13 protein-coding genes and 3 pseudogenes are annotated in these 12,252 nt (G+C 67.4%); 7 read left to right on the top strand and 9 right to left on the bottom strand.

The features are described from left to right. Positions 1 to 220: 220 nt before the first annotated feature. Positions 221 to 865, top strand: a complete 645-nt coding sequence (locus ACFWAY_RS51320) for a TetR/AcrR family transcriptional regulator (RefSeq protein ID WP_378516188.1) — start codon at positions 221 to 223, stop codon at positions 863 to 865. 257 nt (positions 866 to 1,122) lie between these two features. After that, positions 1,123 to 2,361: pseudogene (locus tag ACFWAY_RS51315) on the top strand (zinc ribbon domain-containing protein); the annotation flags it as partial. Between the two features lie 6 nt (positions 2,362 to 2,367). On the opposite strand, the gene ACFWAY_RS51310 reads toward ACFWAY_RS51315, so the two are convergent. The 6 genes from ACFWAY_RS51310 to ACFWAY_RS51285 all read right to left on the bottom strand — a co-directional run bounded on the left by ACFWAY_RS51310 (position 2,368) and on the right by ACFWAY_RS51285 (position 6,689). Next, the gene (locus ACFWAY_RS51310; protein ID WP_378458233.1) at positions 2,368 to 2,523 is read right to left on the bottom strand and encodes a hypothetical protein; all 156 of its coding nucleotides are present in this window, start codon (positions 2,521 to 2,523) and stop codon (positions 2,368 to 2,370) included. Positions 2,524 to 2,968: 445 nt separating this feature from the next. Further along, entirely contained in the window at positions 2,969 to 3,175 is a 207-nt protein-coding gene (locus tag ACFWAY_RS51305; protein ID WP_378458232.1) for a hypothetical protein, read from the bottom strand. Between the two features lie 315 nt (positions 3,176 to 3,490). After that, the gene (locus ACFWAY_RS51300) at positions 3,491 to 3,931 is read right to left on the bottom strand and encodes a nuclear transport factor 2 family protein (protein ID WP_378458231.1); all 441 of its coding nucleotides are present in this window, start codon (positions 3,929 to 3,931) and stop codon (positions 3,491 to 3,493) included. 291 nt (positions 3,932 to 4,222) lie between these two features. Continuing rightward, a complete protein-coding gene (locus ACFWAY_RS51295) occupies positions 4,223 to 4,561 on the bottom strand; it encodes a hypothetical protein (protein ID WP_378516187.1) in 339 nt (112 codons plus the stop codon). An 87-nt stretch (positions 4,562 to 4,648) separates the two neighbouring features. Next, positions 4,649 to 6,022 carry a sensor histidine kinase gene (locus ACFWAY_RS51290; RefSeq protein ID WP_378516186.1) on the bottom strand — a complete coding sequence of 458 codons (1,374 nt, stop codon included), beginning with the start codon at positions 6,020 to 6,022 and terminating at the stop codon, positions 4,649 to 4,651. Then, positions 6,012 to 6,689 carry a winged helix-turn-helix domain-containing protein gene (locus ACFWAY_RS51285; protein ID WP_378458225.1) on the bottom strand — a complete coding sequence of 226 codons (678 nt, stop codon included), beginning with the start codon at positions 6,687 to 6,689 and terminating at the stop codon, positions 6,012 to 6,014. The genes ACFWAY_RS51290 and ACFWAY_RS51285 overlap by 11 nt, the downstream gene beginning before the upstream one ends. 240 nt (positions 6,690 to 6,929) lie before the next feature. On the opposite strand from ACFWAY_RS51285, the gene ACFWAY_RS51280 reads away from it, so the two are divergent. Together ACFWAY_RS51280 and ACFWAY_RS51275 are read left to right on the top strand one after the other, a co-directional pair. Beyond that, positions 6,930 to 7,160 carry a recombinase family protein gene (locus ACFWAY_RS51280; RefSeq protein WP_378516189.1) on the top strand — a complete coding sequence of 77 codons (231 nt, stop codon included), beginning with the start codon at positions 6,930 to 6,932 and terminating at the stop codon, positions 7,158 to 7,160. Positions 7,161 to 7,199: 39 nt separating this feature from the next. Beyond that, positions 7,200 to 7,508: pseudogene (locus ACFWAY_RS51275) on the top strand (transposase); the annotation flags it as partial. A gap of 10 nt (positions 7,509 to 7,518) precedes the next feature. On the opposite strand, the gene ACFWAY_RS51270 reads toward ACFWAY_RS51275, so the two are convergent. After that, positions 7,519 to 8,172, bottom strand: a complete 654-nt coding sequence (locus ACFWAY_RS51270) for a serine protease (protein WP_378516185.1) — start codon at positions 8,170 to 8,172, stop codon at positions 7,519 to 7,521. 1,106 nt (positions 8,173 to 9,278) lie between these two features. Here ACFWAY_RS51270 and ACFWAY_RS51265 point away from each other — a divergent pair. Together ACFWAY_RS51265 and ACFWAY_RS51260 are read left to right on the top strand one after the other, a co-directional pair. Beyond that, positions 9,279 to 9,473 (top strand): hypothetical protein, encoded by a 195-nt coding sequence (locus ACFWAY_RS51265; RefSeq protein WP_378516184.1) that lies wholly within the window; start codon positions 9,279 to 9,281, stop codon positions 9,471 to 9,473. Continuing rightward, positions 9,470 to 9,616: a hypothetical protein gene (locus ACFWAY_RS51260; protein ID WP_378458222.1), complete on the top strand. Its 147-nt coding sequence runs from the start codon at positions 9,470 to 9,472 to the stop codon at positions 9,614 to 9,616. The genes ACFWAY_RS51265 and ACFWAY_RS51260 overlap by 4 nt, the downstream gene beginning before the upstream one ends. 91 nt (positions 9,617 to 9,707) lie before the next feature. On the opposite strand, the gene ACFWAY_RS51255 is transcribed toward ACFWAY_RS51260, so the two are convergent. Beyond that, positions 9,708 to 10,175 carry an Hsp20/alpha crystallin family protein gene (locus ACFWAY_RS51255; protein ID WP_378516183.1) on the bottom strand — a complete coding sequence of 156 codons (468 nt, stop codon included), beginning with the start codon at positions 10,173 to 10,175 and terminating at the stop codon, positions 9,708 to 9,710. A gap of 377 nt (positions 10,176 to 10,552) precedes the next feature. On the opposite strand from ACFWAY_RS51255, the pseudogene ACFWAY_RS51250 reads away from it, so the two are divergent. Beyond that, positions 10,553 to 10,887 (top strand): annotated as a pseudogene (locus ACFWAY_RS51250) (cupin domain-containing protein). A 176-nt stretch (positions 10,888 to 11,063) separates the two neighbouring features. Here ACFWAY_RS51250 and ACFWAY_RS51245 read toward each other — a convergent pair. Then, complete coding sequence (locus tag ACFWAY_RS51245) at positions 11,064 to 11,369, bottom strand: DUF4193 domain-containing protein (RefSeq protein ID WP_378516182.1); 306 nt, start codon at positions 11,367 to 11,369, stop codon at positions 11,064 to 11,066. Positions 11,370 to 12,252 lie beyond the last annotated feature (883 nt).

Here is a 12,252-nt window from a genome sequence, read left to right as displayed (position 1 = left end):
TCCGTCCCCTGGCTCGGTGGCCGCACCGTGCGCTACGAGTTCGCGTGAACAGACACAAAATGCGGGTCGATTCGCTGAGTGAAAATCGGCGTTAGTCAGACCGTGTGTGGCTGCTGCTTGCACACTGGAGTAGCTGCCAAGTATGAGGAATTCGTCAATATTGATGACACGCGGGTAGTGTGGGGCAAGGTCGGACGGATCAGGAGAAGGGCACGCAGGCATGACCGAGCAGATCACCGATGCACCGAACCGTCTGGAACGGCGCAAGGCGCGTACCCGCGCCGCACTCGTACGCGCAGCCCAGTCATTCATGGCGGCTGGGAAGCTGACCGCCCCGATTCTCGAGATCACCCAGGCCGCTGATGTCGGAATGGGGTCGTTCTACAACCACTTTCAGACCAAGGAGGAGCTCTTCCACGCGGCCGTGGAGGAGGCCCTCGACCGCCACGGCGCGGTACTCGACGAACTGACCGCCGATCTGGACGACCCTGCCCAGATCTTTGCGCAGAGCTTCCGTCTGACCGGACGCTTGCATCGCAGAAATCCCGAACTGAGCAAAGTTCTGCTCCGCGACGGGCCGAGTCTGGTCAGCTCGGACAAAGGCCTGGCGCCGAGAGCTCGCCGAGACATCGAGGCAGCTGCCCGTGCGGGCCGGTTCAGCGTGCGCGACCCCGAACTGGCCCTGACAATCACAGCAGGGGCGGCGCTCTGCCTGGGTCAACTGCTGCACGATCACCCCGAACGTGACGACGCGGAGGACACCGACCAAGTCACCGAGGACCTGTTGCGCATGTTCGGCGTCTCGGCCGATGAAGCCCACGAAATCTGCCGACGCCCCTTACCCGACGCCGACGCTCAACCCTGAGGCGCAGCCGCCACATAGCCGCTCGAGATCCGCGCCTGGCGCGCGCCGGGCTGTTCAGGCTTTCCGCTGTTTGATCGAAATTCTATGACTTCTCATAGTATCTACGACATTCTGCGGCAGTCGGATTGGTGAGGCTGCAGGGTACCTGGGCATGACGGGGGTGCGTTAGGCGGCGTCGGAGGGTCGGTTGCGGTCTCGGCGTATCGGTGCGGGACACCCGATATTGATCGCGCGGATCTGGACGTCTACCCGGGCAGGCCCCGTGTCGGGGTTCGGTGGCTGTGGCGCAGCTCGCACAGATCACCGTGACAGAGCGTGAGTTGGTGTTGACGGTGAAACTGCCCACCGGCCCGGCCCCGGCGGGGCGGGCGCAGTGGCGGTGGGTGCGGCTGACCGCCGCCATCCCCGCGCACCTGCAGCGGAGAGCTGTCACCGGCTGGCATCCCCCGACCCTGGTCCTCGGTCCCCGGGGCCTGTTGTGGCGGTGCGCGGCGACCGAGCTCGTCCCGGCAGGCGACCTGGCCTCGGCCGCCGTGGCGGTCGGGGTCGGCTGGTCGCCGGCCACTCTGGGTGCCGCCGCCATCGCCGCCGACGGTCCGGACGGGTTGTCCTCGGATTGCCGGGGCTGGACCTACGACGATCGCGGCCTCGGAATCAAGCTGGCCCGCCTGCAGGCCGAGGGGCAGCTGCTGCACCGCAAGGCGGCCCGGCTGATGCGACTGGCCGCCACCGCTTCGCCGGGGGTCCGCGCGGGACTGGAGGAGAAGATCGCCGTCCTCGACGCCCACCGCACCGCGGTGGGCGCCAAGCGGGGAAGGATCAATAGGGAACTGGCGTTCCACTTCGCCCGCCAGGTCACCGACTACGCCACCGCAGCCCAGGCGCAGGTGATCGCGGTCGAAGATCTGACCACCCTCGAGGCCCGCGGACACGGACGGGTCAACAACAATCGGGCCGCGCAGTCCGCCCGCCGCCAAGCGGTCGCGGCGCTCGCGCACACCGCCGCGGGTGTCGGTATCGCGGTGGTGTCGGTGCCCGCCCGGGGATCGTCCGCGCTGTGTCCGGGCTGTGACGAACCGCTTGCACGCCCCGGCGGCTATCACACCGCGTGGTGCCCGGGCTGCCGGGTCGGCGGCAACCGCGACCAGATGGCCGGGGTGAACCTGGCCAAACGCGCACTGCTCGGCAGAAACAAGGTCACCCGCCGGCGTGGGCAGATGCCCGCGGTCCGGGTGGCCGAGCATGCGCCGGTGCGCCGGTGCCGCGACAAGAATGGTCCGACCCCGAGCAGACCACGGCATCGCCGGGTCCGCCGCAGCCTGCCCACCGCACCACCGCGGTTGGGGGTGACTCCGAAACAGCATGTTCCTGCACCACAAGCGTCGGTGTGGGACACGGTCAAACCCGCACCGCCGCACGGTGATGCGGGTAGCCGTGACACACGTCCATCTCTAATGCCTGCCACACCAGTGGCAGATGGTATGAGATCTACGTAGACGCTTTCAGCTCAGTTTGAGCCCGTATTGAGGACCGAGGCTGGCAACAGCCTTCTTGAGCTTTTCGCCGATATCGTCGAGACCTTCCGCTGCTGACGCGTCGACGGCCGCGCTGATCGCCGCAATCAGACTGCCGTCGGGTGCCAGCAGAGGCGTGGCCACGGCAAACGCGTCCGCGAGCGTGACTCCCCGGTTGAAGGCGATTCGGCGGGACCGAATCTCGGGGAGCTCGGCGAGGACCTGTGGTTGCCCGGCTGGTCATCGATGGGGCACTCGAACTCGACGTCGGTACGCAGATCAATCTCAGTTCCTGACTCCGGCCGACGCCGCCGACTCGGGCATCTGCCACCTCACACCCGCGATCGCCGCACCGTTGTCGAACTCTTGTGCAACTGCATCAAGCAGTGGCGAGCGGTCGCCACCCGCTACGACGAACTCGCCGTGACCTACCGCGGAACACACTGCATTCGTCTGGCAGATGACCAGGGGTGCTCTTCGGCCCGAGCCCGCGAACTGATCGACCAGGCACCGCACTCGATTCCGTGGCTGACTCCCGGTGGCATCGTTTCAGGCTGGGTTCGCCTGCCGTTGATCTCGTTCCAGACGGTCAAGCGGTCGACCCGAGCCGGCACTCCTCCTTCCCGGCATTCCCGGGTGTGCCGAGCTTCGACACGAAGTCCTCGCGGAATCGGAACAGGTCCATCCACCGGCGAAGCTCCGGCGTCGCGCACCAGCTCTCGACATCGTTGAGTGCGCCGGAGTCCGAGTGGACCTGTTCGATCCGGACGGGTTGAACGTAATTGCTTATTTCCAACAGATGTCGGTTGTTGATCTTCTCGGTGGTGTTGGTTAGGACCAGCCATCACTACAGGCGGCCCCGCACCCGACGCGACGTGAACCGGTGCTGCTGAATTCCCTGTTGTTCATTCCAGGGGGTCCTGTGCCGGTGCGTAGGTGGTTATGGGTGGGATCAACGCGACGTCGGTACTTGCGGGCGTAATGGCGCTGTGACCTGGTGTGATGATATGTCCCCGGGTTGTTATCTTCCGGTGTGAGTGTCGGGGGGTGTGTTGGGTGCCGGCGGCGTGGGCGCGGGGGGGGGGGGGTCTGAGGGTGTACGGGCGGGAGATCAGTGTGGTGGCCAGCCCAGGGCGTCGAAGACGGCGATGGGGTCGAGGTAGTCCCGCCAGTGCGTGATTTCGCCGTCGCGGAGTGTGAGTACGGAGATGTATCGGTTGGCGTATCGATGTCCGGTGCCACTTACGTGGCCTTCGGAGGCGTACTCGAGTACCACGACTCCGGTGGTGCTGTCGTGGTGGACGGTCAGATCGAAGCAGCGGTCGAGAACGATGGTGGTGCCGTAGGGGCGGTATAGCTCGGCGACTGCGGAGCGGCCCTCGATGTGCCGTGGGTATCCGGGGACGGTGATCACGTAGTCGACGGTGATGTCCTCTGCGAGGAGGTCGAAGAAGTGTCCGGGCGGGGCCAGTCCGTCCAGACCCTGTTCGATGATCCGAAAGAATGGCTCCAGCGCGGCGAAATCCGCGAGGTCGGCAATGGGCGCCTTCACGATGTGAAGTTTACTTCCACGCCGGAGCGGTCGTGGACGCGAATTCGGTGAAGCTGATCGGTGCCACGCCGGTGGCGGAGAGCTCATCGCCGTTGGCTGGGAGCGGAGACCGTGGCCGATCGTCACGCGGCGTGGCGACGATTTCCGCTATTCCTGGCTTGGCTCGAACGGTACGGATGGACCATGCGCTGCGGCCAAGGCTTCGGACTCCGCCGACGACAGCACATCACGATGCGGCGGCCGTGCAGACGCGAGGCGGCGCACGGGGCCGGTGTTCATCCCGGGGCCCTTTCAGTTGCCGTCGTTGTCCGGTACGTCGTCCCCGTCGTCGGCGCCGGGCCCGTCGGTCTTGGTGCCGACGACGGTGAAGTTCTCGTCGAGCTGGACGTCGACCTGGTTGCCGTCGGGCAGGGTCACCTCCACCTCGCAGAGGCTCTCCTCGTCGCCGACCTCGGTGCCGGTGACGGTCCCGCCACCGGTGTGCGCCACCGCGACGGCGCTGGCCCTGGCGAGGGCGTCCCCGGTGATGGGGGTTTCCTGGTCACCACTCGAGGCCACCGCGACACCCGTACCGATCGCAACCGCGACGCCCACGGCGGCCGCCGCAAGTCGGACGTGTTTGATCCTCATCGCATAACTTCCTTCGCTGAAACTCCTCGTGCGATCAAGGCTGGCCCCGGCCACCTGACGGCAGCCTGAACGCTCGTCGAAACATGTTCAGCCATCACCAGCGGGCAATATCACCTCGACGCGCACGCCGCCGAGCGGCGATTCGGAAATCGACACCGACCCGCCGTGTGCCCGGACTATCTCGTCGACGATGGCCAGGCCCAGACCGCTGCCGCCGGTGTCGCGGGAGCGCGCGGCATCGAGCCGGACGAACCGCTCGAGCACCCGCCGCCGTTCGGGTTCCGGGATTCCCCGTCCGTCGTCGTCGACCGTCAACAGCACGTCGCTGCCCCGCTCGGCGAGCGTGAAGTCGATCCGGCTCTGTGCGTGCCGGGCGGCGTTGGCTCCGAGGTTGCGGAGGACGATGCCGAGTGCCTCGGCATCGCCGTGCACCCGTGCCGCCGTCACGGCCGCCGTGTCGACTCGCAGGGAGGTGGTCGCGCGAAGCCGGCGCGCCTCGTCGAAGACGAGGTCGTCGACATCGACCGGCGCACTCGGCGGCCGGACGTGTTCGTCCGCGCGGGCCAGCAGCAGCAGGTCCTCGACGAGGTGCTGCATCCGCAGGTCCTCGGCGAGCACCACCTCGGCCAGCTCCTCGGTGGTGGTTCGGTCCGGATGCGCGAGCGCGACCTCCGCGTGCTGGCGGATCGTGGTGATCGGGGAGCGCAGCTCGTGCGAGGCGTCGGAAACGAAGCGCCGCTGACTGTTTCGGGCACGCTCGAGGCGGGCCAGCATCCGGTTCATGGTCGACGCCAATCGCCCGATCTCGTCGTCGGTCCCGGGCTGCGGTACCCGGTGGTGCAGGTGTGCGGCCGAGACCTCGTCGACCTCACGCCGGATCGCCTCGACCGGCGCGAGCGCTCTGCCCACCGTCAGCCAGGTCGTGCCCGCCACCACCAACAGCAGTATCGGCAGTCCGACGATCAGCAGCTTGGTGATCAGGCTCGTGGTTTCGAAGACGCCGATCAACGCCCTGGCCACCACCACCGTCCGCGGCCCGGCGGGGGTCTGCGCACCCGCCGCGACCGCGACGAACGGGTCGTCGTCGAGCGGCGTCACGACGCGCGCGGACTCGTCCGGCTCCAGTCGCACCACCGCGGCTTCGCCGGTGACGTTGCGGCTCGAGGCGAGCACCTCGCCGTCCGGGCCGAGCACCTGAATCAATTGCTCATCGCTGCCGGCGACCTCCAACGTCGGCGGTCGACCGGATTCGAGTTGACGCGCCACCTCGTGTGCCTGCGCCCAGGCCGTCTCCTCGACCTCGTCGATCAGCGTGCCGCGCAGCGCCACGATCAGCGCGGCGGCGCCCACGACCAGTGCGACCGCGACGATCACGGTCGCCACCGCCGTGGTGCCCGCCCGAACCGTGCCGACGCGCGCACGTGCCCGGCGGATACGGGCGGGCGTGCGGTCAGTCACCATGGGCGACCAGCCGATATCCGGCTCCACGAACGGTTTCGATCACCGGCGGATCCGTCGGCCGCGCCAGCTTGGTGCGCAGCCGCCGCACGTAGACCTCCACGATGTTCGGGTCACCGTCGAAGTCGAAGTCCCAGACGTGGCCCAGGATGTCCGTCTTCGGCAGCACCTCGCCGGGATGGCGCAGCAGGAACTCCAGGACCGCGAACTCACGTGTCGTCAAATCGATCTGCTCGCCGCGGCGCCACACCCGGCGGGCCGACGGATCCAACCGCAGGTCCCCGACCTCGAGCACGGTGGGACGCGGCCTCGCGCCCCGGCGCAGCAGCGCCCGCAGCCGGGCGAGCAGCACCGCGTACGAGAACGGCTTGGCCAGGTAGTCGTCGGCGCCGGTGTCGAGGCTCTCCACCTCGTCCCAGATCCCGACCTTGGCGGTGAGCATCAGGATCGGGGTCCAATTGCCCTCGCTGCGCAAGGTTCGGCACACCTGGTAACCGTTCACCCCGGGCAACATGATGTCGAGAACGATCGCATCGAACGGGTTCTCGCGCGCCATCCAGAGGCCGTCGGTGCCGTTGTGCACGACATCGACAGCAAAACCTTCCGCCTCGAGCCCCTTGCGCAGCCCGGCGGCAAGGCGCCGCTCGTCTTCGACCAAAAGTAGCCGCATCGTGCAGTCCATGATCGCAGCCGGAAACTGACTCACGGCTGAAAACAGATCGGACGTGTCCTGCGATTTCGGTGCCGCCGCTCCGGCATCGGTCCTGCTGTTGTGGGTGCAGACCTGGGTCCGTGGTGTCGACGCAGCGTGAGCGGGAAGACAAGTATGAGGCGGGACCGGAGTTCATCCTGGCCGATCTCACTGATGTGATGACCGGGCCGCTCCGAGGCCACCACCGAGCGGCCCGGACTGCAAGCGCTCCTCGGGTACGCCCGCGGCGGCGATGTCATCGTGGTGCACACCCTCGACCGGCTGGGCCGCACCGTCCGCGAGACCCTCAACCTGATCCACGACCTGCACCAGCGCGGCATCGGGATCCGGAACCTGGCCGACCCGTTCCGGATCGACTCGACCAACCCCGACGACCCGGTGGGGCTGCTGGCGGTGGTGGCGCTGTTCGGGCAGATGGAACGCACTTAAACGGTCAAGAGAGCAGCCCATGCCCTTCTCGGTGGCCACCGAGAAGGGCCGCCGTGTCGGCGGCCGAGAGTGGTCACCGACGCCCAGCTCGCCTACGCCACCGAGGGCTACGACTACGCCAAACACCGCCGGTGGCTGTGCGAACAAGGTATCGTCCCGCGGATCGCCCGACGCGGGATCGACAGGAACGACCGGCTCGGCCGATACAGGTGGAAGATCGAACGCACCATCGCCTGGCTCACCGGTTACCGACGCCCGACCATCCGCTATGAACGCCACGGCGAGCACTTCGCCGGATTCCTCCACCTCGCCGTCGCGCTCACCTGCTTCAAGAAACCCCCCACATGAGACATGCTCCTTAGATGGGCCGGTAGCCGGCGCCGTACCCGCCTGTTGCGTTCATGTCGGCGACAATCGAATTGATGTTGGTGCCGATCTCCGGGCCGATGCACGGCGCGACGAGGTAGGCGTTGACCATCGCTACCAGCGTGGTGCCGACGACCACCGGTGCACCCGAATCGCCTTCGACGACGCACGCCTGCGTCCAGGTCTCCCCGGTACCGAGGAGGTCCCCGTACACGATGCCGCACGTGTTGCCGGTGGTGCGGCCTTCCTTGCACGCCACCTGCGGGAACCCGGCCGGTGCGCCGATTCCCGTGATGGTGACGCTGCCGACCCGGTTGACGGGAACCACCTCGCCGGGATCGAACTGGATCACCGCGTAGTCGAGAGCCGGATTCGACGCCACGAACTGGCCGACCACCCCGCTGTCCAGACTGGCCTCCGGAACCACGGACGCACCGACGTCACCGCAGTGCCCCGCCGTCAACCCGACCAGCCGCCCCGCATTGTCGTGCCCGATCGTCGTGAGCGAGCACACCAGTTCGTCGTTGACGACGATCCCCGTCCCGCCGCCCATCACCACCGGCGGCGCAGCCGTCGCGACACCCACGACGACGGTTCCCAGAAGTCCGACTGTCGCTGCCACAACCGCCGCGAATCGTGTCAACATTGTTCGAGCCTTCCCGGAATGACCCCGACGGTCGCATCTGTCTCTACCTGGATCCGCACGCACACCGTGGCGTCCGTGTTGGAGATCTCGATTCCCGCGCACCGCGGGTGCACCACATCCATCACCGACCACCGTTTCCCGGGCTGGGCCCGATACGCATTCGCTTGTGTGGGTGCGTGTTCCGGGGAGGGCGGGTGGATACAGGATTCTGACACTCGTGCTCGGAAGGCAACAATCCACGGTGCCCGCGGACAAAGCTGCGCCGTCCACCACCAAACCAACCCACGTGCTCGCCGGCACCATAGACGGATCGGGGTCGACCGGAACACCCTGTAAGTGTCCTCCGGGCAGCATCGATCCCACCAGGCCGGCGAGGACGGCGGGCGATGGACGACGCACCCAGGGGTGACCCGGGCACCACATTTTCCCGTCACCACGGGGGCGCAGCGCCCCTGGGGAACTAACCCAATCCTTGCGAGCCGAGTGTTCGAGGTGCCGACCCCGGGCTCCCCGTCGGTGACGAGGTGGTCGGGACATGGCCACCGGAGACCAGGTGGGGGGCCGCCCCGTCGACGCCGACGCGCGACCCGCACCGATTCGACGCTCTACCCGACTGACGGGCTCGGAGTCGAGTATCTTGCGCGCGCCGACCCTGGTGGCGTTCCGGGTAACCCGGTACCGGATTCATTCAGCACCGTGCAGGGCCAGCCGTCCGCGCGGCGCGGAGTTCGTCGAGCCGGGCGGCCGGCCCCGTGTGCCCGGGGTACTGGGCGCCGCGGCTCGAGCGCTGATGCACGCTGCCTACCGGTTAGTCCGTTCCCGTTCCAGCTGGTCGACGACCCGGTGCCGGTGCGCCTCGATGTGGATGCGCCGGCGAGGCAAGGCCTCGTACGGCGTGATGGGTGCGACGGTCCGGATCGGCCGCCGTGCGAGCCGGGTCGCGCCTGTGGGATCGCGCGGCATGCGGGCTGGCCGTGCACCGCTTCCCGGAGGGGACGACCCTGGCATTGAACGGCTCGGTCGCCGTGTGGCGGCTCCGCTGACGCCCGCGGCCAGAGGTGCCCAGCGTTGGCCGCGCTGCTGGGGACGCCGCTGCGGCGACAGGGGTGACCCTGTGCATCGGGCTTGCCTGCCTGAGCTCGGTCGCGGGAGTGTTGGTGGCGGCCGCCATGGCGATGACCCTCGCCGCGGTCCTGACCTCGCTCGTCGTCCTCGTCGGCGCCCTACCCGCTGAGAAGGTGGTCGGAGGGAACCGGCGGGCGGGCCTGCCGGCGCCGAGAACGATCCTCGTTCGCCCGTGAAACCACCCGACGGCGCCAACGCCGCCGATGTACGAACCATATTCGAGGCGGCTCTGGCCTCCGACGAGACGGTCCAGGCGGGTGATGACCAGGGTGTCGCCGCCGCCCAGCGCTGTCGGCACCAGGTCCAGCCGCCGACGTGATGGTTCACTGTTCGATCGATACGCCATCCCGAAGCCGACGAGACGAGGGTCCCGGCGGCGTGATTTGCCGGGACCGTGTCCGGTGAAGAGGTTAGGTCGTGGTGGTCTGGTCGGGTGAGTCGCTGGGCTCGATGACCTTGGTTTCCTCACGTGCCCCGGGGGTGATTTCGATCCGGCGCGGCTTGGCCCTTTCTGCCACGGGGAGGGTGACCGTCAGCACCCCGTTCTCGTAGGTGGCGGCGATGTGGTCGGCGTCGATGTCCTGGCCGAGGGACAGCTGACGCAGGTAGCTGCCGGTGAAGCGCTCGGAGGTCAGCCACTGCACGTCGTGTTCGGTGCGTTCGCTGCGTTGGGCTTTCACGGAGAGGATGCCGCCGTCGACGCTGACGTCCACCGAGCCGGGGTCCACGCCCGGGAGGTCGGCGTGGAGGACGTAGTGATCGCCGGAGCGGTAGAGGTCCATCGGCATGAACCGTGGGGCTCGGGCGGATCCGGCCGACGTGCCGAGCAGCTGCTCGGTGAGTCTGTCGATGTCACGGAATGGGTCGGGATGAAGCACAGCAACCACCTCCTACATGTTGGTGGCCGCACCTCGCCACCGCGACGGGTGTCGGCTGGCTGCGCTCCTTCTAGTTTTGCACTGCACCTGCGCGGGCGCCAGGTGCGCTCGACGCTCGGTCCCGGCGGATTGCAAGGATTTCCGACAGAGGCCGCAAGTGTCTCGCGGATGGGTGCTGCCCGCTGCGTTCAGGCCACCGATCACCACGGCCCAGACCCCGCCGGGTGCGGGCCGGGGGGGCTGGGGTTTCGTCGTCCACCACCACTTTCCCCTGGTGCCAGCGAGAACAACCCGGCCGCGCCGGTCGGGTGATCGTGGCTCTGCGGCGGAGCAGACTTTCGCCGCGCTGCTCCGTGTGCGGGGTTGACACTATTGACATGCAGCGGGTTTCTCTCGAAGCCTTGGCTCGTCAGCAGCTCAAAGAGGCGGCCACCGCGGGTGGTGGCCACACCGCCGACACCGTTCTTCGGCGGGCATGAGAAAGTCTTGCGGCAGAAGGTGATCGGCATGATTGAGGGCGCGGTTCTCGGGGAGCATTCGAACCCGGGTGAGGCGACGGTGCAGGTCTTGTCCGGTCGGGTCCGGCTCGTGGCCGGCGATCTGTCGTGGGAGGGGCGTGCGGGTGACCTGCTCATCGTGCCCGACGCACGGCACAGCCAACGAAGCGTTGGTGGACTCGGCGGTCCTGTTGACGGTCGCGAAGCTGTCGTGACCCCCGCACCGGCAGCCCGGGTTTGCCGGCCGGCCCCGGCGCATCGCTTCCGATACCGCCCGACGATGCGGGCCGCGACATCACCCCCTGGGTCGAGAGCAGGCGCGGTGCCGGGCAGGTGCTCGCCTCCGCCGCGGTTCCCGGCGCCGCACACCCACGTCTGTGCTGGGATGTGCTCAGCTGGCGCAGTCCAGGCAGATCATCTGCCCACCGGCCGTGTCGGCGAGGCGGCTGCGGTGATGGACGAGGAAACAACTGGTGCAGGTGAATTCGTCCGCCTTCCTGGGTATCACCCGGACCGTGAATTCCTCGCCGGACAGGTCGGCCCCGGGCAGCTCGAAGGACTCCGCGGTGTCCGTCTCCTCGACGTCGGCGACGGCGGACTGTGATTCGTTACTTCCGGCCTGCAGCTGGTCGAGCGAGTCCTCGGATGGCTCGTTGTCGGTGTTGGTAACTCTGGGTGCGTCGTAGTCGGTGGCCATGACCCTCCCTCTCGGGCGTCTTCCCGGAGCCGCCCCGTGATCGCGGAGGTCGATTGCATGTCAACGCATCCCACCGTGTTTGTGCCCGTAACCGGTCACATGACGTCACATCGTCACATTCGGCCATGGGCCGGGTCCGAATGCTGCTCGAGATCGATGACGGAGCTGGACCCTGGGGTTCCACATACACACGTCGGGCGGGCGCCCCTGACCCAAAGGGGACCCGTCCGCGAGCACGAACCACCCGGTTACCAGGCGTGCATGGTTGCGCGGTGAAATGTGGCCTCGGCGTCAGGAGACATTTCCCGCCTGACGCAAGCCCACCGCGCTGAGCCCACTTTGGGGGCTGTGCTTTGCGTGGGTGCCTACAGCTCGTGCTGGCGCCACAACCGAGAGGTGGAATCTTCTCTTCCGGTCCGACCTTGGTCTGCCGTGGATCCGTACCTCCGGTCTACGCCGCATCTCCAGTTAAAGCAACAGTAAAATGAGGTCGGTCATCGCACGAACTCGCGATTGAGCACCCGACCGCGACCCGCACCCTGATCAAGCACCACTCCCAGGTAGATGCGGCCGGTCTACATACTTCGACTCGGCCGCCGCCCTCGACAACATGACGACGCTGCGCGACCGCCGCGAGGCCGGACTCGGTCGCCGACCCGTAGGTAGGAATACCGTCCTAGCTAACTCACATCTCATCTGCACGTAACCTACGGTTGCGTAACCTGCGCTAGCGTCGCCTCATGGCGATTCGGAACCTGTCAACCTTTCTGAGACAGTGTTTCGACAGATTTAGGGTGTCGAGTTCTCCTCCTCTGCGGGTGGTTTGTTGATCCAGCTGGTGATGGGCAGTGTCGGCGGCTCCGGTGGGTTGCGGACGAATCGT

It is taken from the genome of Rhodococcus sp. NPDC059968 (genome assembly GCF_042738615.1).
In the GTDB taxonomy this organism is placed as follows: Bacteria; Actinomycetota; Actinomycetes; order Mycobacteriales; family Mycobacteriaceae; genus Rhodococcus_F.
This window is presented reverse-complemented; position numbering and strand designations above follow the sequence as displayed.